The organism is Spirosoma knui (genome assembly GCF_054780635.1).
On record NZ_BAAGVY010000003.1, the window covers coordinates 32,581 to 59,389 of the forward strand.

The window sequence follows — 26,809 nt, forward strand, 5'->3', positions numbered from 1 at the left end:
TTTCGTTCATACGCCCTTCAAACTATTGAGTAAGCGTTCACCTTTGTATATGCGTAAACCCTTGTGGGTTTTACCGGGCTATTCGAGGATTACTATCTACCGAGAAATTGGAACAGGACCCGTCTAAACTGTTCCTGTCCGCGTTGGAGCCGAGTTCGTATTAAGCGGTATTTTATGTTGGTTCCGATAGCTGCGAATCAGGAAGTAAACGCCCAGCAATACAGCTGGGATACTTAAAATCTGGCCAACATTCAACGGCAGACTGTCTTCGAAGGGAACCTGGTTTTCTTTCAGGTATTCATAGAAAAACCGCAACCCGAACACCCAAATCAGGAATATACCCAGCATACTGCCCCGTGGCGTACGCTCCTTGTAGCGACTCCAAAACCAGAGCAGGATAAAAAACAGAACCAGACACGACAGCGATTCATACAACTGAGCCGGGTGGCGGGGTATTTTTTCGTACTCCGAGTTATTCAGAAAAATAAACGCCCAGGGTACGTCCGTCGGACGACCCACGATCTCGGAGTTCATCAGATTGCCAAACCGGATGCAGGCTCCAGCCAGCGCCACTGTAATCACAATACGGTCGGTTACCCACAAAAAGGTTTGCCCTGTCTCCAGACTTGACTTTCGGCGCGAATACAGCCACAAGCCTGTCAGAATGCCGATGGTCGCTCCATGACTGGCTAAGCCTCTGTAGGGCGGCAGAATCACTTCGAGTGGATTTTTGAAGAGTACTTCGGGTTCGTAAAAGAGAAAGTGCCCGAACCGCGCCCCGATGATCGTGGCCACGACCATGTAGATCAGCAACGAGTCTGTATCGGTAACTGGCTTGTCTTCTTGTTTAAAGACATAGGTCATAATCTGCATCCCGATCAGAAACCCTAAAGCAAACAGGAGCCCATACCAACGAACCGAGAATGAGCCAATGTGAAATATTTCGGGATCAACATCCCAAATTACGTACTGCAGCATAACAAGATCAGTGTCAAAACCGCCCGGTCACCAGCGACGGCGGGCAAAGATAAGGATTCGGGAAAGTTTTTGGGTGTTTTCGTGTTGAGCGGTATATGATAAAGTCGTTACTGATTGGCCTGGTAAAAATCTATCAGGCCGTGGTGTCGCCGTATTTCCCGAATGCCTGCCGCTATACACCCACCTGTTCGCAGTATATGGTGGAGGCCATTCAAAAACACGGCCCCGTGCGCGGTGGCTGGCTGGGCCTGAAACGCATAAGCCGATGTCATCCGTGGGGTGGTCACGGCTACGATCCTGTGCCTTAAAAACCCTGTTTACCAGTCAGCTTATCCGTTCGGCCTCTCCAGATCCTGACAACTTGACCCATTTGTCAGTTACGCCCGATTTTTGACAGGCCGATTCACGAACTGACTTGCCTTATTCAACCGATTTACTGACAGATTATGATTGGAATTACTGCCGATAACAAGTTAAAACGCCTGATCATTGTGGGCGACCGGGTATTGATCAAACCGAAAGATCCGACGGATCGTACAGCCAGTGGCCTGTATTTGCCCCCTACCGTACAGGAAAAAGAACAAGTCCAGTCGGGATATGTTATAAAGGTAGGCCCCGGATATCCGATCCCGGCACCGACCGAAGATGAGCCCTGGAAAGAAACCGAAGAGAAAGTGAAATACATGCCGCTTCAGGCGCAGGAAGGCGATGTGGCGCTGTACTTACAACGTAACGCTATCGAATTGCAGTACGAAGGCGAGCAGTACGTCATTGTGCCACAGGCGTCGATACTGATGCTGGAGCGCTCTGAAGATCTGGTGTAGAAAGCCGGATAGGTTGACCGTTTTACATCGAACCCATACTCAAATTGCGACGTCTGCGTCGCGTTACGTTAAACACTATGCGAAGCCGTTGGTTGATGAGTTTAACAGCATTATTAATCATGCTAACTCTTGGTATGGAAAGCGTAGCAAATCAAAAGAAATCGCTCAGAGCCATTCTGGACGAAAAGAAAGACCACCGGCGCGTATTGTTGCTCTATGGCCGCGATGACGCTCAACACTACATTATTGATCAGCAGGAAGCACTGAACGAAGAACGGGATGGGCTGGCCGATCGCGAACTCGATGTCATTGTCCTGGTTGCGTCGCTGCTGCCTGAGCCAGACCGCCAGTTCCTGATGCACGATTATAAACTCAACCCAGCCGACGACTTCGTAGGGTGGCTGATTGGCAAAGACGGGGGTATCAAACAAACCTACAAAAAGCCAGTCGACACGGCCGAATTATTCCGCCTAATCGACAGTATGCCGATGCGGAAGCAGGAAACAAAACATGAGTAAACCCCTGTTCCAGCTTAGCGATTTGATAATTACGTTTAGCAGTTATCAAACCGCTAAGCTGTACTGTTACTGACCTTCGTTGAATTTAGCAGCCTCTGTAATGCCAGGCCACGTGTCGGTACGAAACGGAACGGCCGGGAAGCCCTCCTGATTAAATAAGTTTACATCGCTGTTGTCGTCGGCCCAGCCATAACGGACCGCTACCGGGGCTGTCACTGAATCGCTATGCACCACCACCGTATTCCCCTGCACATCGGCCTTGGCGTAGTAAAACTTTTTGTCGGCACCCGCAACTTCAAAGCCTTTCAAATACCCGTATTTATCCTTCACCCGTAGCCCAGCCCCAAGATTCTGAAAGCTGACAATGGCCCGGTTACCATCAACTGTTACGTTGTTCAGCATCGGCCAGGCACTCACGCCCGTTTTCTGGTAAGCCACCCGCATAGCCTCGGCCGCTAACCGTTTGCCCACGTCGTGCTTGTTTTTCGGGTGAATGTCGTCCGGCTCGCCGATATCGGACGTAACGGCCATGCCAGTTTTCGGAAGCTTAAGCGTCATCGTCTGCGCTTCGCGTAATTCAGCCCAGGTGCTTCCGCGTCGGCTGTCGCCGTTGGCAGCGTTAAAACTGGCCAGTTGTACGTAGAGGAACGGAAACTCCTCACCCCAGTGTTGTCGCCAATCCTGAATCATTAAGGGAAACGCCTGACGGTACTGATAGGCCCGACCAGCGTTTGACTCGCCCTGGTACCAGATAACTCCCGCTATGCCGTAAGGGACCAGCGGATGAAGCATCGCATTGAACAGCTGTGTAGCAAACGCATTCGGACCGGGGTTAAACGAGGAGGGCGCAACATGAGCGACACGATACTGCCAATCACCGGCCAACGGTACGTCAGTACTACCAATGGCCAGGCGCATTTTTCCGGGGTCTCCCATCAACCCTCCGGCTCCGCCATTATCGGCAACCTGAACGGCAATGACATTACGTCCCGGCTTAAGTAAGCCAGTAGGTATTGCATAGGCACGCGCATCGAGCCCTTTTGTGCTGCCCACGAACTGACCATTCACATACGTTGAATCATCATCGTCAATTGACCCGAAGTGCAGGGTTGCTTTCGCGGTCAGATCGCTACGTTCCGGAATGATTATTTCCCGCCGATACCACACTACGCCGTCCAGGGTTGGCAGTCCCTTCCATTCCCAGTCGCCCGGCACCGACATAACTTTCCAGGATGTTACGTCAGTCGTTGGGTTGGCCCACGCTTGTTTGTCTGCAGGGGTTGGCAAGCCGCCCTGCTGGCGTTGCAGTAGCGCGTTGATGCGTTCTTTTCCACGCTGCACCACTTCTTCATACGTACCCGGCAGTTTATCGACCACGGCCTTCAAATCAGTATTTTGGCTCAAGGCCTTGCGACTTGTCCAGGTTTCGGAATGCGTTCCGCCCCACGACGTATTAATTAAGCCAATCGGCACGTTGAGTTCCTGCTGTAGTTGTTTAGCGAAAAAATAGCCAACCGCCGTATAGCCAGACGCGGTAGCCGGGCTGCAGACCGTCCACTCGCCGTCGATATCATCTTTAGGCGTTAGGCTCATCGCTTTTTTAACGGCCAACTGCCGGATCTGCGGGAAGTTAGCCGCCTTGATTTCGTTCGACCCGTTTGCTGCGGCACTCAACGGCCACTCCATATTCGATTGGCCGGAACAAACCCATACTTCGCCCAGCAGCACGTCATCTACCGAAATGCTGTTCTTCCTGCCTTTTACAACAAGCTGATAAGGCCCTCCGGCCTCCATTGGGTCGAGCGTAAGCCGCCAGGTTCCATCTGCACCGGCTTTGCTGGTTTTAACCTGATTGTTCAAGGTAACCGTTACTTTTTCGCCTGCGTCGGCCCATCCCCAGACCGGCAGAGGTTTACGGCGCTGCAACACCATGTGCGACCCAAATACCTTCGGCAAACGCACCTCGGCCAATGCACTCTGCGCGCTTAGTACAGACAATAAGAAAAGCGGCCATTTAAAACTTTTCATGGGTTACAGGATTTACTAGATATGTGTATTCAAGCAAAGTCAAGATTCGGTTTGGTTAGCAAACGGCATCCTTGACAACGGTAGCTGATCCGGCTTGGCTTATGGCTGCTAAAATACGGTTATCTCTTTAATTCGCCGATCTGACTGTGCTACCCGAGCGTATACTGATTACAGGAGCCAGCGGTACTGTTGGCCGGGAAACGATACGGGAACTGATCCGGCACTCGAACCAGCGGTCATTTGAAGTAGTGGCCGCCATTCGTACGCCGACTGACGAAAAACAATCTTCCGCTCCCCAACCCGATAGCTTTGTCTACTTAGATTTTACGGATACAAGCACCTTTGCTCCGGCCTTACAGGGCGTTGACCGGGTACTACTCGTACGTCCACCCCAGTTAGCCGACGTAGACACCATTTTCAAACCGTTTATCGAAGCCTTAAAACAGGCTAGGGTAAGGCAGGTAGTTTTTTTATCGTTACAAGGCGTAGAGAACAACCCCGTTACGCCCCATCATAAAATTGAAAAACTGATTGTCGAAGCCGGTTTGACGTTTACATTCCTGCGGCCCAGCTTCTTCATGCAAAACTTAAGTACCACACACCGCGATGAGATTCGGCTACGTAACGAACTGTTTATTCCGGCGGGCGACGGCCGGACCAGTTTTGTGGATGTGCGGGATATAGGCGCAGTTGCGACTCTGATCTTGCGGAGCCCAATCAGCGAACACGCAAATAAAAGCTACGAGTTAACCGGATCGGAAGCGTTGACATATGGCGAAGTAGCTGCGATTTTGTCGAAGGTACTTGGACGGACAATCGCGTATCGCAACCCATCTATTCTTCAGTTTATCTGGCGCAAATGGCAGCGCGAACGGCTATCGCTGGGTTTCGTGCTGATGATGGTTGCCTTGTATACGGTGTCGAAGCTTGGCAAAGCGGCCCGTTTAACCGACGAAACCGAACGACTATTAGGTCGTCGGCCTACTACGTTTCAGCAGTTTGTCAATGACTACCGGAACGTGTGGAGCCTGTAAACTGTGCTAGCGAATTCGCGGCTTGCCCTGTACGTCGAGTACCTTGGTTAAGTTACGACGCATGGCGTAGGTATAGCGTAGGGTGAAACCGTAACTCATGCCGGTGCCCGTTCCCTGCAACTGCGCCCGCTGCATCAGCGTCTGGTTCACTGAATACGCAACATCAGTAGTTATTGAATTACCCAGTCCCCAATACTTACGGGCCGACAAACCCAGATCAACCTTGTTGCTTAACCGGATGTTGTATTCAGCGCCAACTTCGGCCAGCACCGACATCCGTGAATTTGTTTGCGTCTGGCTGTTCAGCCGTAGCGTGTCCGGCGTTTCCTGGCGACCGTGGTAATTGTAGCCAACCAGAAGAAACCGGCCTTCCTGCTGACCATTATTTGGGATTAACCACATGCCTCCGCTTACCCAAAAACCAGACCGCAGCCAGGGACCGCTCGTGGATAACAACAGGCGCTTTCCTCTAAGCACAAAGGCATTTCGGTCGTTCGTATAGCGAAAAACCAGCGGAGAATTTCCATTACTGACCGAAACCTGCGTATGAATGGGCGTCCGGGCGTAGCCGCCTTCCACCATCCAGCGTTCGCGATACGCCCAGCCAATAACGACCGATCCGCCGAACTTGGTGACCCGATCACTTTGGATCAACCCATTAAATGAGTTATCTAGCCCCGCTTTGTCGGTCCGCAGGAAACCGTCGAGAGCTACGTACCAGCGATCACGAATGGTAGGCCCTCCGTACCGCGACAACAGCCGATCATATTGCTGGCTACGGTCCGGAAGCCGGTAGTAGTCGGCTACATTCTGCCCACAGGCAGGCAGTGCGACTAGACCGAGCAGGAAATATAGAAAGTAGCGTTTTATCATCGGCTGGTTGGTTTTCGACTACACAAATAACGCTATAAACGTTTGTTTGTTAATTACTTACCCGTCATTTAGTTCTTTACTGGTCAATAAACTCTGTACCTAATTACGAACAAACTCCTGGCGAATAATCTGACTAAGCTAAACAACCTACTCGTAATTTACAACTTATTCATTTACAGTAGCTTATAACAGACAAGCCCGATCTATTAGATCGGGCTTGTCTGTTATTGGATTCAAATTAAAATTAGTTACCAGAACCGCCAGACTGGCCGTGCTTCATCACAGGTACCGAAACGGTCATGTTATCCCAGGCAATAGCGATGCTATTGTTCGAGGGCGTAATAGTCAGCTTTTCGATTGGCGATTTGCTCATCGAAACCGGTACTTTCACCATCGCTACGTCATTGCCTTTGATTTTTTCGTAATCATAGGCTCCCCACTGACCCAGCGTGCTGTTCAGCAGAACGCTCCACTCCTTCTCGCCGGGAATGGAAAATAAGGTATACGTACCAGCTTTCACCATTTTACCGCCGAACATAACGTCGTTTTTGAACGTAACCTCAGTGGCTTCATTCGCTCCGGTCCGCCATACTTTTCCGTACTTTTCCAAGCTGCTCGATCCCTCGGCCCCGAAAATGACCCGGCCTTTCTTAGACGGCTGACCATACATCACTTTGATAGACTTATCGGGGCTTTCGGCCGTAATACGTGGGCTGGCTGGCGCTTTTTTATCTTGTGCCTGGGCCAGCGATACCATCGCAAACAGGAAAACGAACACTGCAACTAGATTTTTCATATTTAAGCTGTTGGTTTGTTAAGTGTATTTTAGGATACGTTGCAAAGTAAACGATAGTTTTTTGAGAACAATATAAAGATTAGCCTGTAAGTTGGTATTTTTACTCTTAAATGGTATGCACGCATACTAACTCTTAATTTAGCATCTCTTCTCCGTATGGCAACGCCGTATTTCAGTAAACGTAATCTGCAATTCCTACTTCATGACGTATTCAAAGCCGAGGAATTGACACAATATGATTATTTCAGCGCCCACGACAAGGAAACGTTCAATATGGTGCTGGACTCGGCTACGTACATTGCCGACAACCTCATGCATCCGTACCTGAAAGAGGTCGATCAGAACCAGCCTGAATTGCGAAACGGGCAGGTTACGGTTCATCCCAAGATCAAGGAGTTCATGCGAGCCCTGGGCGAAGCGGGTCTGATCGGGGCGGGTCTGTCATTTGAGCACGGTGGTCAGCAACTGCCCCAGATGATCAGTTCTAGTATGGGCTTTATTCTGATGGCGGCCAACAATGGCATGATGTACTCGGGCCTTACGTCAGGAGCCGCTCACCTCATTACGTCCTTCGGCTCGCCGGAACTGATCGAGTTCTACGTACCGAATATGCTGGCAGGTAAGTGGCAGGGTACTATGGCCCTAACCGAACCGCAGGCGGGTTCGTCGCTTTCAGACGTAACTACCTCGGCAACTCCACTGGCAGACGGTACGTACAAAATCAACGGTCAGAAGGTATTTATCTCGGCTGGCGACCACGATGCAGCCGACAATATCATTCACCTGATGCTGGCCCGCATCGATGGAGCGCCTAAGGGAACGAAAGGCATTTCGTTGTTTGTCGTGCCCAAATACCGGCCGGCTGTAAATGGTGAGTCTACGCCAGACGAATCCACGCCGGGAAATTTTGTTGATAACGACGTGCAGTCGACGGGTGTGTACCATAAGATGGGCCAGAAAGGCGTGCCCGCCATGCACTTGACTATGGGCTCCAACGACAACACGATCGGGTATCTGGTTGGCGAACCGCATCGGGGTCTGCCCTACATGTTTCAAATGATGAACGAAGCACGTATCGGTGTCGGCATGACAGCAGCGGCAATTGCCACGGCCGCCTACCACGCTGCGCTGCAATACGCCAAAGAACGCCCGCAAAATCGGCGGCTGAACGAGAAAAACCTGCTCGACGCTCCACAAACGCCTATTATCAACCACCCCGATGTTCGACGGATGCTGTTGTTCCAGAAGGCAGTTACCGAAGGGTCACTGTCGTTGCTGGTTGAAGCGGCCCGCTTGTATGACATCAGTCAGGTTGCGGAGGGTGAGGAGAAAGAAAACGCCTTTCTGATGCTTGATCTGCTCATGCCGGTTGCCAAGTCCTACCCATCGGAGATGGGCGTGCAATCGGTGAGTCAAAGCCTACAGACATTCGGAGGCTACGGTTATACCGAAGACTTTCCGGTTGAGCAGTTATACCGCGACATTCGTATAACGCCGATTTACGAAGGAACCACCGGCATACAGGCGCAGGATTTGCTGGGTCGTAAGATGACTATGAAGGGCGGTAAAGCCCCCCAGTTGCTCTTTGCTGAAATCAGCAGGACCATTGCCGCTGGCAGCACATACGATGACCTGAAGCCTTACGCCGACCAGTTGGCAGCAGAGCTAACCCGTACTCAAGAGGTTATCATGTCCATCATGCCCCATGCGACGAAAGGCGATATCGAGCGTTATCTGGCCGACGCTACGTTGTTTCTGGAGTTGTTTGGTATTGTGGTCGTAGCCTGGCAGTGGCTGAAACAAGCCGTAGTGGCCAGGCAAGCGTTGCTCGCGCAAAACCCTCAGGGCGATGAACTGGCCTTCTACGAAGGAAAGATTCACACGATGAAGTTTTATTTCCACTACGAAGTGCCAAAGACGTTAGGTCTTGCTACGCGGCTTAAAGACCCGGAAGTTTTAACAATTGTGTCAGAGAAAGAACTGGCGCTGTAAGTAAGCGCTAAACCAACCGCCACTTCGCGAAGTGGCGGTTGGTTTATACCCGGAAACGCAGTGTATTATAATTCCTTTAGCCCGAGATTCGACCCTACTTCCTGATCAGGTCAGTAGCGATCTTGGCGGATAGCAAACAAAGAGGGATTCCACCGCCGGGGTGAACACTTCCGCCCACGAAGTACAGATTGGAGAACTGGCGCGAAAAGTTAGGGTGCCGTAGAAAGGCGGCAAACCGGTTGTTACTGCTATTGCCATACAGCGCCCCCTGCGAGGAGGCCGTTTTTGCTTCAATGCTGCGCGGGTCCAGTATCGCTTCGGTTTCGATCAACGGCTCAATATCTACGCCCAGATTGTAACTCAGCTTCTGGATAACATCCCACCGGGCTTGCTCGATAATGGCGTCCCACTCCTGACCGGTATTGTTGGGCACATTGAGCAAAATGAACCAGTTTTCACAGCCCTCCGGTGCATCGTCCGGTTTGCATTTCGACGTAATGTTCAGGTAAATAGTAGGGTCGTGATACAACTGGTTCCGGTTGAAAAGATGCTCAAACTCCGCCCGATAATCGTTGCTGAAAAATATGTTATGCAAGCCGAGACCAGGAAAGGTTTTCCGGACACCCCAGTAGAAAATCAGGCCCGAACTCGACTTAGGCTGACGCAGAATCCGCTCCGGCTGGCGGGCGTTCGGCAAGAGCTTACGAAACGTATTCACTACGTCCATGTTGGAAATACACAGGTCGAAGGGGACAGAACTTGTTACCGGCGCGCTGTCTGCTTTTGCTGACTCCTGGATGGTGAGACTAACCGCTTTAGTCCCGTTGGTATTGATCTGGGTAACCCGCGTATTCAGGTGAAAACGAACGCCTAAATCTTCAGCCAGTTGCACCAGGCTGCTGGTAATCCCGACCATACCATTCGTTGGAAAAAACGCACCGATGTTATATTCCAGATGTGGAATAATATTCAGCGTGGCCGGAGTCTGATAAGGATTGGAGCCGTTATACGTAGCGTAGCGGTTAAACAACTGCACCAGCTTCGGATGACTGAACCGCTCTTCGTTGGCTTCGTTCATGGTACCGAAGACGCCTAAGTTGGGCAGGTTTATATACCCTCGAAGTGCGTGCCGATTAAGCCAGGTCGATGCTTTATGCAGTGACCGATGCAAAAACAGCTTCTCCGTTACGTTGAATTTCAGGGCACTGTCCTTTAGGTGGCGATGCAGGTGTTCGGCCGGTTCACCGAGTACCGATTCGACCTCCTGGCCAAAGCGCTCTTGGTCAGCCCAGGCCGTCAGGCGCGTGCCATCGTCCCAGAAGTAACGGCAGGTTTCGTCCAGGCGGACGTAGTTAAAGTAATCAGCGGGGTTTCGGCCGGCCAGTTCGAACAATTCATCCACCAGTTGCGGCATGGTGAACAGCGACGGACCGGCATCGAAGCGATAAGCTTGTTGGTGAGCATTCAGTTGCTCAAACGAGGAGAGTTTACCGCCCGGATACGCATTAGCGTCGAAAACATCAACCGTATATCCTTTTACAGCTAATCGTATCGATGCGGCAATACCGCCAATACCGGCTCCAATAACAGCAGCTTTCATTCAGAGATGAATCGTGTAGATAGACAGATAAGCGTCATCCATCTTTACTACCCGATTCAGCCCATAATGTTTATTGCTGGCGCCCGTAATAATACAAGTTGACGGAGGATGCACCCGCGCGTTCGCTGATGGTAAAGAAGCCCTTACCGTCTTTTTCAAAACAAATGGCTTCACCCTGCGGCTCCAGACGCGACGTTAACCGGCGCGCCGTACCATACTGCAACGCATCGGCAACGCTTTGGCCGGCATCGCGTCTCCAGTAAAGGACGTTGGCGTAGGTACGTATCAAAATCTCGGAACCATCCGGCGAAATAGCGGCTCCGGTAACGTAGCCCGTCAGGCCATCTCCGAACGAAGGCAGCTCACCCAACGGCTCGGCTACCGTTACTTCGTTTACGTTCTGCGGATACTTGAGCCGGTACAGGCGTACGTTCTGCTCCCGCTTCGTGATAATGTAGATGTCTTTAGTTTGCGGCTCCACAAACATGGCTTCGGCATCGCGCGGACCATCGGGGTAGCGAAAGTTGATCCGCTCGATCTGCGTGATAGGCGTTTGCAGGTTAGCAGGCTCGGGTAACCGATATATCTGACTGATCTGGTGCTGGGCTTCGTTATCGCCTATCTCGCCAATATAAATGTAATTCACGCCATCCTGCGGACCAGGGCCAATGGCCAGTTCCTCCCAATCCCGGTTACTAAACTGCGGAATCTTGATTTTCCCTTTCACTTTACCATCGTAGCCCAGCAAGGCCAGTTCGGCCGGACTCCCACTATCCTGCTCGATCCATAGGTTACCAGGTTGGCTTCGGCTGTCGGCCATGCCAGACGCTTCGTCGATCTGGCCGGGCTGCACTTGTGCAACAGTCGGTTCGGATGAAAATTGCGCGGTGTAAACGCTGGCAACTTCCAGTTTGCACGACACCATGGCCAATAAGCCAATCACCAAAACAAGATTACGCATGAAGTACTCAGGTTAATTCTGTCGTCAAAGTAACGAAACAAGCAACGAAATAGTAAATCGGTGTTTAATAATACTACCCAAATATGTTCGTCTTGTTCACGCTCAGGGCTTGTTTTCGCAGTAACGGGCAACGTATCGCTTTACTAATCGGTCAGCAAACGATGCGGTCGGCTCAGTTCTTTGCCACTACGCCGGGAGGAATACCCGGAAAGTAGCCCCTTCGCCAGGCCGCCCTTCGGCGGCAATGTATCCCTGGTGGTTTTCAACCACTTTCTGAACGATGGCTAAACCAATGCCCGTTCCCTGATAGTCGGATCGGCTGTGCAGCCGCTGAAACACCTGGAATATCCGCTCGGCGTGGTGCGGCTCGAATCCGATACCGTTGTCGACTACCTCGATGAGGTGAAACTCACGGTCCAGATCGGCGGGTAAAACCGTGATCGTTGCCTGATGCCCTTTTACGCGTTTCGCCGTAATCGTAATTTTTGGACCTTCGGCGCGGCCAGTCTGCACAAACTTGAGCGAGTTGCTGATGAGGTTCTGAAACAATTGACGCAGCTGCGCCAGGTCCCCGTTCACATTGGGCAGAGTGTCGACAAGTACGCTGGCCTGTTTTTCCTCAATGGCATTTTCGAGGTCGGTCAGCACATCCTGAATCAAGATGTTCAGGTTCACCGGATGGATCGCTTCGCGTTTGGTTGCAATGCGTGAGTATGCCAGCACATCCTTAATCAGGACCTGCATCCGAGCCGCTGCCGACTGCATACGGTTAACAATATCACTGCCTTCGGGACCTAGTAAAGGAGCGTACTGATTCTGTATAACATCGCCAAATGCCTGAATTTTGCGCAACGGCTCCTGTAAATCGTGAGACGCTACATAGGCGAACTGTTCCAGGTTCTTATTGGATCGCTGCAGGTCGATGACCGACGTTTCGAGTTGCTGCTGTAGCCGTTTCAGCGGGGTGTAATCGCCGAAGGTTACCAGGACTTCATCGCCCATCTTGGTCGACATGATGTCGAGCCAAACGTCGATTCCGCTGCCGTAATAATGAAAATCGAACCGCAGCGTTTCGCCGGTAACGTAGGTGTGCCGGTAACGTTCAAACAAGGTATTGGTCTTGTAATCGGGAAACCACGTACTGCCCAGTGCGCCAATGACCGCTTGGGGAGACTGACCGACGTACGACGATAATTGGCGGTTGGCCACCCGAAAGCGAAAATCCACTATTTCACCCGCTTCGTCACGAACCGGCGTAAACAGAAAAATGCCCGTTTGGGATGTATCGATAACGGTTTGTAATTCAGTGGTCAGTCGTTCGAGCTGCTGCTGCGCCCGCTTCAGCTCCGTGATGTATTGAAACACGGCAAGCACGTCCGAACCCTGTTTGACCATGGTAATCTCGGCCCACAAATCGACGTCATCGCCCAGGAAATGCTGTTCGAACTGCTGAGGTTCACCCGTCTGTAATACGGCTTGCAGCCGATCAAAAAATCCTTGCTGCGCGGCTACAGGAAACATGGTAAAGAGCGTGTTCCCCTGCATGTAGTCCAGCGGTCGGCCCGTGGCCGCAGCGGCAACCGGATTCGCGAACTTATATCTGAAATCGACAACCGTCTCCCCGCGGTTCCGGATTGGCTCATACAACACCAGTGCCGTGGGTGAGCTGTTTACAATGGCCTGAAGCAGATCCGCGGTTTGCTCGATGTCCAGCGACGCCCGCTTCTGCTCGGTAACGTCGGTAAAGGTCACTACCAGTCCGTCGCCGAGCTGGCGGGTCGATACGTCAAACCAGTGGTCGAGTCCATCGTAGTTATACCGAATTACGTCGCGCTTTGGCTCACCGCTTTCAACCGTTTGGACATACAGCGAAAACATGCCCGACTCGATTGTACCGGGCAGGTTCGTTAGCAGCGTATTGGCCAGCAGCGTTTCAAGCGGAAAGCCCAGCAATTGCCCGGCCGATGCATTTCCAACCCTGTACTGAAAATCAACAATTGACCCAGCCTCGTCTCGAATAGCGTCTAAAGACATGATGCCGCTGTACGAACTGTTGAGAATGCTGTTGAGCAGATCGGCCTGTCGTTTATTGTCTTTGGCAGCCTCCTCAAGTGCCTGCTGGGCTCGTTTAAAATCGGTGACTGACGAGAACGTAACAACTAATTCATCCTGACCAATTTTGCGCGTATTGACATTGACCCATTGATCCAGCCGACCATCGTTGTAGTACGTTTCGATGAACTGAGGCTCGCCGGTCTCCAGCGTTTTAACATAAACGTCGAAAATCCCCGTTTCGCGCAGACGCGGATGAAGCTCCAGATCACTACGACCCAACATTTCGTCGACGGTTAACTGCACAATCTTGGCCGCCTGCTGGTTAGTGGACTCGATCAGGAAATCCACGATCTCGCCATCCTCATTTCGAATTGCCCGCTCGGCAACAATGCCGTTTGAGCTGGCATCCAGGATACTATTCAGGAAGTTGGCCTGCTGCTCAATTTTTAAAGCAGCCTGTTTGCTTTCACTAATGTCGGTATACGTAACTACAAGGCCATCGCCAAAGGGGGAAAGGTCCATTGTGTACCATACACCTCCGTAGTATACGGCCTGAAGGTGGCGTGGCTCACCCGACTCAACCACCTGGACGTATTTGTCGAACAAACCGGCCTCGCGAAGCCCCGGAAAAGTCGCTAGTGCACGTTGACCAACCAGTTCGTGAACAGCTCGCCCGCGAATATCAGCCCCGGCTTCGTTGATGACCCTGATGGAAAAATCAATAATCTGACCAGCCTCGTCACGAACGGCTTCCAGCGCTTTGATTCCGCTGGGAGAGTTATTCAATACGCTGCGAAGCAGGTCGGCCTGTTGCCTGGTGCTGCGGACGGCACGTTCTACCTCCAGAGTCGCCTGTCTCCGTTCGGTAATGTCGTTGAAGGTAACTACAAAGCCGTCACCAAGCTTCACAACGGACATTTCGTACCAGGAAGGCTGGTCAGTCTTGGGATATGATGTCTCGAACCGGGTCGGATATCCTGATTCAACCACCTGGACAAATTGATCGAATAAACCAGCCTCTTTAACACCCGGCAGTTCATCGAGCATCGGCTTACCGACAACGTCATCACTCAGCGCCATCATCTGCCTGGCAGCCGTGTTGAGCCGAACAAACCGAAAATCGACGATAGTTCTAAACTCATTCCGGATAGCCTCGTACATAATGATACCGTTCAGGGATGCCTCTAAAATACCATTCAGCAAATCGGCTACTGCGGGTTGAATCGAGAGTTGTTGATCCTGCTGATTTGCGTTCCTGACAACCACAAGAATACCGTCACCCATCCGCGAACGAGTAACATGGACAAGACCATGACCCAACGGGCTTAAAAAATTAAATTCCTGTGATTTGCCGGTCTGTAGAACGGCCACGTACTGGCGAAAAATTGGCTGCAGGAATTCCTGGCGCTGGCTGTCTCCCCCAAACACCCGCTCGCCGACATCAGCCTGAAACAACCATTTGATTATGGTACGTCCTTTATCGTTACTGTAAGCGATCAGAAAATCGATTAACTCGTCCTGGTCCGTACGAACCGATTTCAAATAGAAAGCTGAATCAGGAAGAGCATCAAGAAATTGAGCAAAAAAGGCAGCAGAAGGCTGATCGGTTGACATAGAAGACGTAACACAGACGCTGATAAGTATAGCAAGTTACTTATTTTACACCATACTCATTTTTTCCTGGACTCTCTGGACGATCGAGGACGAATCAACAGGCTTCAAATCAATCGATTGGCTTACCGGTCAACGCTGTATTTTTTGGCAAACGGCCATTTAGGTTACAATTGCTGAACTCTAGAATTTATTCATGACCCCGTTTATCAAGTCGGCAGTATCAACAGCGCATTCGTAGCCAAATACACTATACTTTCAATAAAACGCTTCACTTCGTGGCCGTTTCGCCTTATTTTTACTTCTTACAACACTCGTCTAACGAATGATTTCTCATCCAACTACCTTCTGGCAGAACCAGCTGCTTATAGTGGCCGTTTTTTTGGGGCTGGCCCCCGCCTTATATGCCCAGGACGCCCCTACGTACCAGACGCCCCCGAAACCACTGGCTGATCTGGTTACAGTGCCGCCAACGCCGGGCGTTAGTGTTACCGGCAAAGGCGATGTTATGCTGATTCTGGAGCAGGCTGCCGCCCCAACCATTGCGGAGCTGGCCCAGCCCGAACTTAAGCTGGCGGGCTTACGCATGAATCCGGCGAACAATGGCCCAAGCCGTGCCCGTTACGTAACGGGTCTGAAGCTGAAAAAGCTGACGGCCAAAGATGAAGTAGCCATAAAGGGGTTGCCTGCCAATGCGCAGATCAGCTACGTGCAGTGGTCACCCGACGAAACAAAGTTCGCCTTCGCCAACTCGACCGATACCCGGATTGATCTCTACGTAGCGGATGTCGCAACGGCAACGGTGACCAAAGTAGGCACTGCTGCGCTGAACGCCGTGATGGGTACGCCCTACCGGTGGGTATCCGACAGCAAAAGTCTGATTGTAAAAACGATACCCGCTTCGCGCGGTAAAGCTCCGGAAGAGAGCCGCGTACCGGTTGGTCCAACGGTTCAGGAGAACGTAGGCGGCAAGCGTGGACAGGCGCCAACGTATCAGGATCTGCTCAAAAATCCCTCGGACGAACGACAGTTTGCGTATTACGCCACGGCACAGGTGGTTCGGTTAACCCTCGACGGTCAGGCGACTCCGATTGGTCAGCCGGGTATCATTGCCTCTGCCGACCCCTCGCCGAACGGGCAATACGTGATGATCGAAACGGTGCATACGCCGTTTTCGTACCTGGTGCCGGTGTACCGCTTTCCGTTGAAAACCGAAGTTTACGCCATTACCGGTTCGTTAGTCAAAACGCTGAATGATGGTCCGTTGCAGGAAAGCGTACCCTACAGCCGGGATGGTGCTCCGACGGGTCCGCGCGATTTCAACTGGCGGGCCGATGCCCCGGCTTCCGTTTATTACACCGTTGCGCAGGATAACGGCGATCCAAAGGTGAAAGCTGACGTTCGGGACAAAGTCTACCTGACCGACGCGCCTTTCTCGGCTCAGCCGAAAGAGATCTACGCAGCTCAGTTCCGGTTCGACAATTTTGTGTGGGGCAATGAGTCGGTAGCGCTGGCCAGTGAACGCTGGTGGCAAACCCGTAAAGAACTCACCAAAACGGTTAACCCCAGTAACTGGCAGACCGACGTGCTGTTTGATCGCTCCTACGAAGACCGGTATAGCAACCCAGGTGACCCCGATACAAAACACAACCAATACGGCCGGGAGGTGCTGAACCTACTGCCGAACAATGATATTTTTCTGATCAACACGCAGGGTGCTTCGTCCGAAGGCGACCGTCCGTTTGTAAGCTTGTTAAACCTGAAAACCAAACAGTCAAAACAGCTTTGGCGGTCAACTGCACCGTATTTCGAACGGCCCGTGGCTATACTCGATGCGGCTAAGCAGGTGATTCTGACCACGCGCGAAACCCCGGACGAAAATCCGAACTACTTCGTCCGTAACCTGAAAGCGCGTATCGCGCCCATTCAGGTTACGCAGTTTCCGCATCCATACCCACAATTAAAGGGCGTTCAGAAACAACAGCTTCGCTACAAACGTAACGACGGCGTTGACCTGACGGCTACGTTGTATCTGCCCGCTGGTTATAAGAAAGAACAAGGTCCGCTCCCAACGTTTTTGTGGGCGTACCCGGCTGAATTCAAAAGTAAAGATGCGGCCAGTCAAGTCTCCGGATCGCCGTATCAGTTCAATCGGATCAGCTACTGGGGCGCGGCTGCGTTTGTCACGATGGGTTACGCAATTCTCGATAACGCCAGCATCCCGATCGTTGGTGAAGGCGATAAAGAGCCCAACGATACGTACGTTGAGCAATTGGTAGCCAGTGCTAAAGCGGCCATTGACGAAGGCGTCCGGCTGGGCGTTGTCGATTCAAGCCGGGTTGGCGTAGGTGGTCACTCGTACGGCGCTTTTATGACCGCGAACCTCTTAACGCATAGTAAGCTGTTCAAAGGCGGTATTGCCCGCAGTGGCGCGTATAACCGCACCCTGACGCCATTCGGATTCCAGAACGAACAGCGCAGCTACTGGCAGGCTCCGGAGGTGTACAACAAGATGTCACCCTTCATGAACGCCGACAAAATGAAAACGCCGTTGTTGCTGGTTCATGGCGAAGCGGATAACAATACCGGTACGTTCCCAATCCAGTCGGAGCGGTATTACAACGCCCTGAAGGGATTCGGTGCCACCACGAAACTCGTATTTCTGCCTTACGAAAGCCACGGCTACACCGCGAAGGAATCGCTGCTGCACATGCTATACGAGATGAATGGCTGGCTTGACAAATACGTAAAAAATGCGCCAATGGCTCAGGGCGGCCCCCAAGCCGGTAAGCTCGGTGGCGGTAAATAAACGAAGCCTACCGACGATTGACCGTTCTTAACAAAGTGATTACTTGATGTTTGCCTGATCTGTAAATTCACGACTAACAGATCACTATCAAATACCTTTAGTCTTTATTACGCATGGCAGATCGTCGTCACAACTTCACTATTTTTCCGCAAAGCTATAAGTACGGCTGCTGGCTGGCCGCTACGCATTCTATGAACATGTATAATATCTATTGGGGGTATTATTCTGGAATGCCTTGGCCAGTATCGCTTTATGATAATTCTGTAAATTATCACGATAGCTGGCTCGGTCAAAACCAGGGGTTACTCATGGATAGCGGCATTCTAACGGAATTTGCGTCCAGAAACCGCTTACAATACCAGCGATTATATGGCGATACCAGTGTAGTAAGCAACAAGATCATCCTATCGCCGGTGATGGTAGCGGGCCGGTTGGCGGGCAGTGGTAACGATTCCCATTTCTTTGTGATCACCGGGGTTAAAAACGGCAAAGTGTACTGGAGTGATCCTAAACCCGATGGGCAAGCCAGCATGGGCGTTACGACCTTCGCGGATTTCAAAAAAACGCACCCCAATGCCTTTGAACACGCATTTTGGTGGGGGTAACGTTACGTTCTCGTAAACAAAATGATTAGGTTTTCGGGCGTTTGTCTTTAGAGTATAAAGACAAACGCCCGTTTTTATGAAAATCCGCTTTTTTGCAATTGCCGCTGTGCTGCTACTTGGTCTTTCGAGCCTCGCCTTGATTCGGCCACAAGCCGATGGATGGGTTAGCCTCTTCGACGGAAAGACGCTCAACGGCTGGAAAGCCGCCGAAAACCCCGCTACGTTCAGTGTTCAGGACGGAGCTATCGTTGTATTTGGCCCCCGCGCTCACCTATTCTACGATGGACCGGTTAATAACCATAATTTCAAAAATTTTGAGTGGAAAGCACAGGTGAAAACAATGCCCGGTGCCAACTCGGGCATGTTTATCCACACGGCTTATCAGGAAAAAGGGTGGCCGTCTCAGGGTTACGAAATTCAGGTCAACCAGACGCATACCGACTGGCGCAAAACTGGCAGTGTGTATGCCCTTCAGGATGTGAAAGATGTGTACGTGAAAGACGATGAATGGTATACAGAGCACATCATCGTTAAGGGTAAAAATGTGACCATCAAGATCAACGACAAGGTCATTAACAATTATACCGAGCCCGACAGCATCAGCCGAAGCAATTCAGGCAAAAAGCTCAGTAGCGGCACGGTTGCCCTCCAAGGCCATGACCCCAAGAGTAAAGTGATGTTCAAAGACATTATGCTGAAAGTACTGCCCGATTAACCAAATCGGCAGCCGTAAAAAAGTCGGACGCAAGTGAGGTATTGGCTCATTTGCGTCCGCTTTTTATACCCTGTTATCTGAATTGCTGGATGCTGTAATCGCGGGACTGTAGTTTAGACCGATCGCCCATGGCTGCGCCGATTTCACCGATGCGCGCATTGATAGTATATACCCGGCCATTCACGGCAACATTTGTCGTCGCTTGGAAATAGCCGTTTTCATCCGTTTTTACAATCGAGGCCGTCTGCCAGTTGTCGCTGCTACGTACCTGCGCAACGCGGCTTCCCCCGCCCGTTACTACGTACAGATCATTATTGAACAAGGTCAGTCCATCACCGGGCAGCGCACCCGTGCCTGTAATCTCCGATACCGCGTTCCCGTTCTGTAAATCAACCTTATACAGCTTCCCCTGTCCTGTATTGGCGACGATAAGGTAGCCGTTGGGGTGGTAAACAATTCCATTCAAACCAAAGGTCGGGCTGGAAAATCGCGTGTCGTCCCGAACCAGAATGCTTGCTTCTCCGGTTGAAGTCACTTTGTAGATAACCGGCGAAAACGAATCCGTTACGTAGACAGTACCATCGGGTGCCAGGGTGAGGTCGTTGGCGAAATTAGGTTCGGCCGCGGGTAACAGGGCATCGAGGTCAATCCGGCGTTCTAACTGACGAGTGTTCAAATTAAATACCACCAGTTCGGCCGTCTGGCGAATGGTTTGGGGTGTGCTTTTGTCCGAAGCACCCTGATCGTTGTTGCAGACGAGTATGCGACCGTCGGCTACTTTAATTCCGTTACAACTGATAAGCGCCGGGTCTGATAGAAGATCCTGGTATCGGCCATCCGTATCGACCGTCCCGATTTTGCCCTGCGTTACCGACGTAACCAGGAATTTTCCCAGCTGCGCCGAATACGTAATGCCTTCCGGATATTGTCGCTCAGCGATAAAATTTATACGTTCGGGGAAGGGTGCATTGGGGCTGTCGCGGTGATCTTCGCAGGCCGATAGACCACAGGCCGTAATCAGTACGGTTACAGGCGTAAACCAGTTCGTTTTCATTGAATAAACGTTAAGTGTATGTGATATAGACAGGCATTACGTATGCCAGAGACACAAATAGTTACTTAACCTTTTTGTTTCAAAAAAATTTAATCCGCTGGTCTCTCTACGTATCGCGGCTGACTACCGTAGCTCAGTACCTGACCAGCAGTAAAACCATCTGTCTTTTTTTGAGTTATGAGCTTTAGATAACCACTAGAATGTTATGGAACATTTCACCACCTTAACCGAAGCCATGGAAGACCTGCGGGCACGCGGTTACACTCACGAATTTGGCCCCAAGAAAGATTTCCTGGAAGAAAAGAGTACCGAGACAAAACTAAAAAGTGAAGAGTTTAACGTAGACGAATTTCACCGGTTCGAGGGCACATCTGACCCCGGCGACGAGATGACCTTGTACGCCATTACGGCCTCCAATGGCATGAAAGGCGTGTTCGTGTCGGCGCAGGGCACCTACGCGAACGAAGTGTCACCGGAGTTAATGGCGAAGTTCAACGTAAGTGACCGGGCTGAGGTCAATACCGATGGAGCCGTTAAACCAATTGATACGTTACCAACAGACCAATAAACGTTTTTGTCATATTTGCAAGAAAAAAGTCCGGAACATATCAAATTTCCCGGACTTTTTTCTTATATTTGCGGCCTTTACAAAAAACGCGTCGTTCTTTTTCGTGCTGATATACCATGAAGTTATCCGAATTCAAATTTGATTTACCCGAAAGTCTCATTGCCAAGTACCCGGTTGAACGGGGTGAATCACGATTGATGGTCGTTGACCGCAAAACCAAAACCATTGAACACAAGCAATTTTCGGATATACTGAGCTATTTCGGCGACGGTGATGTGATGGTGATTAACGACACCAAAGTGTTTCCGGCCCGGCTCTATGGAAATAAAGAGAAAACCGGTGCTAAAATCGAGGTTTTTCTGCTGCGCGAACTGAACCGCGAAATGAAACTCTGGGATGTCCTGGTTGATCCAGCCCGGAAAATTCGCGTAGGTAATAAATTGTATTTTGGGGATAGCGATCTGGTGGCTGAAGTCATTGACAACACCACCTCACGGGGACGTACCATTCGCTTTCTGTTCGACGGCAACCACGAAGAGTTCATGAAAGCGGTCGACGAATTAGGCGAGACTCCCCTACCCCGCGAAATCAATCGGGAGGCAGAAACCTCCGACCGCGATCTATACCAAACCGTTTTTGCTCAGCACGTTGGCGCCGTAGCGGCTCCAACCGCCGGCCTGCACTTCACCCGCGCCATGATGAAGCGAATGGAGATTAAAGGCATCCATTTTGCACCCATTACGCTTCACGTAGGTCTGGGTACGTTCCGGCAAGTTGACGTGGAGGATCTGACCAAACATAAAACGGATTCCGAAAACTACCGCATTGGCGAACCAGCCGCTCAAACGGTTAATACGGCTCTGGACGCGGGCAAACGGGTATGCGCCGTAGGCACTACATCCCTCAAAGCCATTGAATCGTCGGTATCGGCCAACAGCCGCCTGAAACCGGTTGAGGGCTGGACAGACAAGTTTATTTTCCCCCCTTACGATTTCAAGATTGCCAATACGCTGCTCACCAGCCTACACTTGCCCGAGTCGATCCTGATTATGATGACCAGTGCGTTTGGTGGACACGAGCTGATTAAACATGCCTACGAAGTAGCCATCAAGGAGAAATATCGCTTCTTCAGCTACGGCGATGCCATGTTGATTTTATAGGTCATTTGGTTGTTTGTCGGTTTGGTTGTTTGTTTGCCTTATGCAGGTATCCGACAAACAACCAGACCCTCAAACCACCCCACGCTTTGCCATTATTGTTGCCGGCGGTAGTGGCAGCCGGATGAAGACCGACATTCCAAAGCAGTTTCTGCTGGTTGACGGCAAACCCATTCTACAGCGTACGATTGAGCGGTTTCTGGCCGTTTCACCAGCACCTCAGCTTATCCTTGTGCTTCCAGCCCGCGATTTGTTTACCTGGGCCTCTCTCTGCGAACAGCACAATTTTTACCCGTCTACTACTTTTCCTATTCTGACGATTCCGGGTGGTGCAACGCGCTTTCAATCGGTTCGGAACGGATTACGTAGCATTGACGCTCAGGACGGTTTAGTGGCTGTCCACGACGGGGTGCGTCCGTTTATTTCGCCGGAGATTATTGAAGCAAGCTTCCAGACGGCCGACCGTACCGGATCAGCCGTAACCTGTGTGCCGGTGAAAGATTCAGTGCGGGTTGTTGACGCCGACGGCCGAAGTCGGGCCGTAGATCGCAGTCAGTACCGGCTTGTGCAAACTCCACAAACGTTTCAATTAGCGCGGTTCCGGACGGCCTTCCAGGTCGAAGAGCAGTCGTTCTTCACCGACTGCGCCAGCGTAATGGAGCATGCGGGCTTCCCCATTACGTTGATCGAAGGCTCCTACGAGAATATAAAGATTACTACACCGGAAGATCTGAGATAACTCTATCTATAAACCCTTCCCAATCTGGCTAACTGCATCCAACAAGGCCAGCAGGTGCGCATCAGTGGTAAGCGGGTTCATGAGCGATACGCGCAGATATACCCGTCCGCGTAGCGTGGTTTGTACAATGTAAAAACGTCCTTCTTTCAAAAGACAGGTGCGAATAGCGGTGTTGAAATCATCCAGTTGTTCGGCGGTCAGGTCCGTGTCTACGTACCGAAAGCAAACAATATTACTCTCCGGTTCAACGGCTAGTTCAAAGTTGGGCCGTTGGCGTATCTGCTCCGCGAACTGCCGGGCCATACCGTACAAGGTGTCGACATTTTTGGTAAAAATGCCTTCGCCATAGGTACGTAACACTGCGTATACCTTGGCGCTCATCATCAGCTTTGTGCACTCAAACGCTCGCTTTCCCGAATTGAACCAGTCTTTCGCCGTTGCATCGGCCCACAGATACTGCGCCTTTTGCTGGAACGTCTGGTATGAATCCGCATCACGCCGGTACAGCACAGCCGTAACTAAAGCGGGAATCATCATCATTTTATGAAAGTCGATAACAACTGAATCGGCGCGTTCGATACCCTGCACTAGCGGACGATACGTATCCGATAACGCGGCAACGCCCCCGTGCGCTCCATCGGCGTGAAACCAAATCCTGTGCTGTTCACAGAAATCAGCGATGGCCACCAGATCGTCGTACGAACCGGTCGAGGTTGAGCAGGCGCTACCCACGACCGCAAACACCGTTAGTTCGTTCGCTTTTGCCTGCTCCAGATAAGACGTCAGTAAGTCGGTACGCATCTGAAAGCGGGCGTTCGTGGGTATTTTAATGATACCGTCGGTACCGAGCCCCATGATCCGGGCAGCTCTGTCGACGCAGTAGTGAGCTTCTTCAGATACCATAATAGCCAGACGAGAAACGTCACTTTCGTTGTGATACCCTTTTTCCCATATATCAGCCGGAGCAGCCACGGCACGGGCGGTAAGCAAGGCCGTTAGGTTAGCCAGCGTACCGCCCGATGTGAGCAGGCCCCCGGCTTCGGGTCCTAACGTAAGGTGACTGGCTAACCACTGTGTTACGATCCGTTCGAGCGCGTTGGCAGTCATGCCCATCTCATACACAGCCATTCCCTGATTGAGCAGCCCGGTCAGTAAACCTGCCAACGCAGCCAGCGGCAAGGGAGGGGCCACCTGATGCCCCATAAACTGAGGGTTATGCAGATGAATTGATCGCTGGATCATACGTTCGAACAGGGCAAGCGGATTAGCCTCTACTGGCTGAGCAAAATCGGCCTGCCAGTACGCGAGTTGGTCATCCGGTTCTTCGTAAGTCAGAACTGGCTCATTTGGCCTGCTTGCCTGAGTAAGGTGATCGGCTAACAGATCGACCAACGCATGCGCCTGCTCACGAAATTGATCGGCGGAATAAGCAGTAGATAAGGGTATATTCATTACGTATTGAAATTTGGGCAAAGCAACGGCTACGCATTGATGCCTGGAAATACTTATTTTTGATGCACTGCTTTTACAACTGGTTGTGAAAGCTGATCCGGAAATTCATTGGCTAGCTACGGCCAGATCGCACTGTGTTTCGTTAACCTGATTCGACCCTAGATTGTGATTCATGCGTAACCGATTTGCTCCTGATCATTACGCAGCCGGTATTCTGGCTGGCGATCGGTTACTATTAAGCCAGGCCATTACGCTTGTCGAAAGCCGACGCACTGACGATCAGGCATTAGCGCAGCAAGTTCTGGAACGCGTATTACCCCACACTGGCAATTCAGTACGTATTGGCATAACTGGCGTACCGGGTGTCGGCAAAAGTACGTTTATCGAAAGCTTTGGCAAATACCTGACCGGGCTCGGGCACCGTCTAGCTGTGCTGGCTATCGACCCAACAAGTCAGCGATCACGAGGCAGTTTGCTGGGCGATAAGACCCGGATGGAAACGCTGTCAGTAGATCCTAACGCCTATATTCGTCCCTCCCCAGCTGGCGATTCATTGGGGGGCGTAGCGCACCGTACCCGCGAGACAATTCTGCTCTGCGAAGCCGCCGGATTCGATGTAATTCTGGTTGAGACAGTCGGTGTAGGGCAATCCGAAACGGTTGTGCACGGAATGGTTGATTTCTTTTTGCTGCTCATGCTGGCCGGGGCCGGTGATGAGCTACAGGGGATGAAACGCGGTATTATGGAATTAGCGGACGCACTCGCTATCACTAAAGCCGATGGCGATAATCAGGCATCCGCAAATCGCGCCCGTGTTGAGTATCAAAACGCTCTGCACCTGTTCCCACCAACGGGCACCGGCTGGTTTCCACCAGTACTTATCTGTTCAGCCCTGATCAACAACGGGATAGCGGATTTATGGCAGGTAATTCAAGAACACCAGCAGTTGATGACCCAAACGGGTCACGGTGCCAAACGTCGCCAGGAGCAGCAACGAACGTGGTTCAGGGCTTTGTTGCAGCAACAGCTAGAAACCCAATTTTATAGCCAGCCTGGCGTACAGGAACGACTTAAAGAGCTTGAGGATCAGGTAATAGCTGGTACGCTCCTACCCGTTCCCGCGGTAAAACAACTCACCCTTAGCTGATACCGGAATCATACGAGTTGAAACTACCCAAGCAACTACGCTTCGCATTTCATAACGACTTGATGTCATTTGCCACAATAGTGAGATCATTGTTAAGTTGATGACCTCCGCTGGCTAACTCGCGGAAAATCGCCCAGGGAAGTTTTTGCCTGTAAATAGCAAGATGGGCAAACGGTACCTCCTCATCATCGCGGCAGTGGTAAAAGAAAACAGGAACGTCTTCGGGCAGCCTGTCCGCAAAATTCTCCTGTAGTTTAAACCCTTCTTTCCAGTCTTCATCACCGCTCCAGAACGGCGTGGCAATCAGAAAAAGGCCTGCTATCTTTTTCTTGACTTCGGTTTCGGAAACCCACTTCAAAAGCATAGAAGCACCGAAGGAGTGTCCCACCAAAACGGGCTCTTCTTCCAGCAGCGAAACTGCTTTATCAATCTGCTTGATCCGCCCTAAATCCGGAACGGGCTCATTTGACAAGCGTGGATAGTGTATAGCATACGTTTCTCCTAAGATCATCCGCAACGAATCAACCAGGGCAGCATCTGCTTCATAATCGTTTTCACTGCCTCCGCCCTGTATAAATAAGATATGCTTGCTACTACTGCTCATAGCTGGCAGAAGATAAAAGTTGAACACGGTTAACGCCAATCCATTTCGCGGGAACTCTACTTTAATCGTATCGGCAACCGTTACGTCTAACCACGTAACGGTATTCAGGAGAGCTAGACTCTATTAACCACTTACTTTAGGTACAACGGTAGGTTACAAAAAAAGGCAAACCTTTCGTTCACCTTTTTTTCAGATAGCTAAGCAAGTCTGTACTTACGAGTTGCCTAATGTTCGATCCGGTTCGTTTGCCCGAGTCGCCGGAATAGCGCCCTCTGTTGTGCTCTGGTTCCAGTCAGCACCGGTCGTTGAGTCAGATTCGCTTACTGTATTTTCAGGCTGCTGGTAGGCCGTCATCGGGTCGGTTTCGTCGGTAGACGCATCCTCAGCGTCTGTTGGCAAGGGAGGTTGCCCCCACGAAGCCCGCTTCGACTCTTCGATCTCGGCGTCAGAGGGTCCGTCATTATCCGATTCAGCCGCCATCCGCTCGATATCTTCGTAATTATCGGCAAAGTTGGTGTCGTTCGTCTGTATTTGCCGGGATGGCAAGTCGTTATCCCGCTGGATATCGTTCAACTGGGTTAAGCCCTGTTCAGGTGCCAGCCCCTGGGTACTTTGCCGTTGTTTAGACGCAAAAGACTCATCGTTCTCTTTGCGAAGTTTGCTGCTTACGCTCATAACGTTGTTGGTTT

At 51.3% G+C, this 26,809-nt stretch carries 23 protein-coding genes; 12 read left to right on the plus strand and 11 right to left on the minus strand.

Translation table 11 applies throughout. The features are described 5' to 3' along the window. Positions 1–123: 123 nt before the first annotated feature. Positions 124–978 carry a prolipoprotein diacylglyceryl transferase gene (gene lgt, locus ACYVIY_RS08795; RefSeq protein ID WP_460975952.1) on the minus strand — a complete coding sequence of 285 codons (855 nt, stop codon included), beginning with the start codon at positions 976–978 and terminating at the stop codon, positions 124–126. A 95-nt stretch (positions 979–1,073) separates the two neighbouring features. Here lgt and yidD point away from each other — a divergent pair, with 95 nt between their 5' ends. The 3 genes from yidD to ACYVIY_RS08810 all read left to right on the plus strand — a co-directional run bounded on the left by yidD (position 1,074) and on the right by ACYVIY_RS08810 (position 2,320). Next, a complete protein-coding gene (gene yidD, locus ACYVIY_RS08800; protein ID WP_460975953.1) occupies positions 1,074–1,286 on the plus strand; it encodes a membrane protein insertion efficiency factor YidD in 213 nt (70 codons plus the stop codon). Positions 1,287–1,424: 138 nt separating this feature from the next. After that, complete coding sequence (locus ACYVIY_RS08805; protein WP_460975954.1) at positions 1,425–1,802, plus strand: co-chaperone GroES; 378 nt, start codon at positions 1,425–1,427, stop codon at positions 1,800–1,802. Between the two features lie 119 nt (positions 1,803–1,921). Next, positions 1,922–2,320 (plus strand): DUF4174 domain-containing protein, encoded by a 399-nt coding sequence (locus ACYVIY_RS08810; RefSeq protein WP_460975955.1) that lies wholly within the window; start codon positions 1,922–1,924, stop codon positions 2,318–2,320. Positions 2,321–2,386: 66 nt separating this feature from the next. Here the strand turns inward: ACYVIY_RS08810 and ACYVIY_RS08815 are convergent, their stop codons facing one another. Continuing rightward, positions 2,387–4,348 (minus strand): sialate O-acetylesterase, encoded by a 1,962-nt coding sequence (locus tag ACYVIY_RS08815; RefSeq protein ID WP_460975956.1) that lies wholly within the window; start codon positions 4,346–4,348, stop codon positions 2,387–2,389. 146 nt (positions 4,349–4,494) lie between these two features. On the opposite strand from ACYVIY_RS08815, the gene ACYVIY_RS08820 reads away from it, so the two are divergent. Further along, a complete protein-coding gene (locus tag ACYVIY_RS08820) occupies positions 4,495–5,382 on the plus strand; it encodes an SDR family oxidoreductase (protein ID WP_460975957.1) in 888 nt (295 codons plus the stop codon). 6 nt (positions 5,383–5,388) lie between these two features. Here ACYVIY_RS08820 and ACYVIY_RS08825 read toward each other — a convergent pair whose 3' ends face one another. Further along, entirely contained in the window at positions 5,389–6,255 is an 867-nt protein-coding gene (locus tag ACYVIY_RS08825) for a hypothetical protein (RefSeq protein ID WP_460975958.1), read from the minus strand. A 244-nt stretch (positions 6,256–6,499) separates the two neighbouring features. Then, positions 6,500–7,051 (minus strand): DUF2911 domain-containing protein, encoded by a 552-nt coding sequence (locus ACYVIY_RS08830; protein WP_460975959.1) that lies wholly within the window; start codon positions 7,049–7,051, stop codon positions 6,500–6,502. Between the two features lie 156 nt (positions 7,052–7,207). Between ACYVIY_RS08830 and ACYVIY_RS08835 the strand changes: the two genes are divergently transcribed. Beyond that, positions 7,208–9,043 carry an acyl-CoA dehydrogenase gene (locus ACYVIY_RS08835; protein ID WP_460975960.1) on the plus strand — a complete coding sequence of 612 codons (1,836 nt, stop codon included), beginning with the start codon at positions 7,208–7,210 and terminating at the stop codon, positions 9,041–9,043. A 94-nt stretch (positions 9,044–9,137) separates the two neighbouring features. Here the strand turns inward: ACYVIY_RS08835 and crtD are convergent, their stop codons facing one another. The 3 genes from crtD to ACYVIY_RS08850 all read right to left on the minus strand — a co-directional run bounded on the left by crtD (position 9,138) and on the right by ACYVIY_RS08850 (position 15,273). Next, positions 9,138–10,643, minus strand: a complete 1,506-nt coding sequence (gene crtD / locus ACYVIY_RS08840; RefSeq protein ID WP_460975961.1) for a 1-hydroxycarotenoid 3,4-desaturase CrtD — start codon at positions 10,641–10,643, stop codon at positions 9,138–9,140. A gap of 70 nt (positions 10,644–10,713) precedes the next feature. Beyond that, complete coding sequence (locus ACYVIY_RS08845) at positions 10,714–11,604, minus strand: PE-PGRS family protein (RefSeq protein ID WP_460975962.1); 891 nt, start codon at positions 11,602–11,604, stop codon at positions 10,714–10,716. 186 nt (positions 11,605–11,790) lie between these two features. After that, positions 11,791–15,273, minus strand: coding sequence for a PAS domain-containing protein (locus tag ACYVIY_RS08850; protein ID WP_460975963.1), 3,483 nt, complete (start codon positions 15,271–15,273; stop codon positions 11,791–11,793). A 322-nt stretch (positions 15,274–15,595) separates the two neighbouring features. Here ACYVIY_RS08850 and ACYVIY_RS08855 point away from each other — a divergent pair, with 322 nt between their 5' ends. The 3 genes from ACYVIY_RS08855 (at position 15,596) to ACYVIY_RS08865 (ending at position 19,399) form a co-directional block, all read left to right on the plus strand. Then, positions 15,596–18,079, plus strand: coding sequence for an alpha/beta hydrolase family protein (locus tag ACYVIY_RS08855; RefSeq protein ID WP_460975964.1), 2,484 nt, complete (start codon positions 15,596–15,598; stop codon positions 18,077–18,079). A gap of 113 nt (positions 18,080–18,192) precedes the next feature. Next, positions 18,193–18,684 (plus strand): papain-like cysteine protease family protein, encoded by a 492-nt coding sequence (locus ACYVIY_RS08860; protein WP_460975965.1) that lies wholly within the window; start codon positions 18,193–18,195, stop codon positions 18,682–18,684. A 76-nt stretch (positions 18,685–18,760) separates the two neighbouring features. After that, complete coding sequence (locus ACYVIY_RS08865) at positions 18,761–19,399, plus strand: 3-keto-disaccharide hydrolase (protein WP_460975966.1); 639 nt, start codon at positions 18,761–18,763, stop codon at positions 19,397–19,399. Between the two features lie 73 nt (positions 19,400–19,472). Here ACYVIY_RS08865 and ACYVIY_RS08870 read toward each other — a convergent pair whose 3' ends face one another. Next, positions 19,473–20,453 (minus strand): SMP-30/gluconolactonase/LRE family protein, encoded by a 981-nt coding sequence (locus tag ACYVIY_RS08870; protein ID WP_460975967.1) that lies wholly within the window; start codon positions 20,451–20,453, stop codon positions 19,473–19,475. Positions 20,454–20,658: 205 nt separating this feature from the next. Here ACYVIY_RS08870 and ACYVIY_RS08875 point away from each other — a divergent pair, with 205 nt between their 5' ends. The 3 genes from ACYVIY_RS08875 (at position 20,659) to ACYVIY_RS08885 (ending at position 22,917) form a co-directional block, all read left to right on the plus strand. Beyond that, positions 20,659–21,021 (plus strand): hypothetical protein, encoded by a 363-nt coding sequence (locus ACYVIY_RS08875; protein WP_460975968.1) that lies wholly within the window; start codon positions 20,659–20,661, stop codon positions 21,019–21,021. A gap of 116 nt (positions 21,022–21,137) precedes the next feature. Continuing rightward, complete coding sequence (queA, locus tag ACYVIY_RS08880) at positions 21,138–22,181, plus strand: tRNA preQ1(34) S-adenosylmethionine ribosyltransferase-isomerase QueA (protein WP_460975969.1); 1,044 nt, start codon at positions 21,138–21,140, stop codon at positions 22,179–22,181. A gap of 40 nt (positions 22,182–22,221) precedes the next feature. Continuing rightward, complete coding sequence (locus ACYVIY_RS08885; RefSeq protein ID WP_460975970.1) at positions 22,222–22,917, plus strand: 2-C-methyl-D-erythritol 4-phosphate cytidylyltransferase; 696 nt, start codon at positions 22,222–22,224, stop codon at positions 22,915–22,917. Positions 22,918–22,923: 6 nt separating this feature from the next. Here the strand turns inward: ACYVIY_RS08885 and ACYVIY_RS08890 are convergent, their stop codons facing one another. After that, the gene (locus ACYVIY_RS08890; RefSeq protein ID WP_460975971.1) at positions 22,924–24,369 is read right to left on the minus strand and encodes a pyridoxal phosphate-dependent decarboxylase family protein; all 1,446 of its coding nucleotides are present in this window, start codon (positions 24,367–24,369) and stop codon (positions 22,924–22,926) included. A gap of 172 nt (positions 24,370–24,541) precedes the next feature. Between ACYVIY_RS08890 and meaB the strand changes: the two genes are divergently transcribed. Then, entirely contained in the window at positions 24,542–25,516 is a 975-nt protein-coding gene (gene meaB / locus ACYVIY_RS08895; protein WP_460975972.1) for a methylmalonyl Co-A mutase-associated GTPase MeaB, read from the plus strand. Between the two features lie 49 nt (positions 25,517–25,565). Here the strand turns inward: meaB and ACYVIY_RS08900 are convergent, their stop codons facing one another. Next, positions 25,566–26,120 (minus strand): alpha/beta hydrolase, encoded by a 555-nt coding sequence (locus ACYVIY_RS08900; RefSeq protein WP_460975973.1) that lies wholly within the window; start codon positions 26,118–26,120, stop codon positions 25,566–25,568. Between the two features lie 213 nt (positions 26,121–26,333). Beyond that, positions 26,334–26,795: a hypothetical protein gene (locus tag ACYVIY_RS08905; RefSeq protein WP_460975974.1), complete on the minus strand. Its 462-nt coding sequence runs from the start codon at positions 26,793–26,795 to the stop codon at positions 26,334–26,336. Between the last annotated feature and the right edge of the window lie 14 nt (positions 26,796–26,809).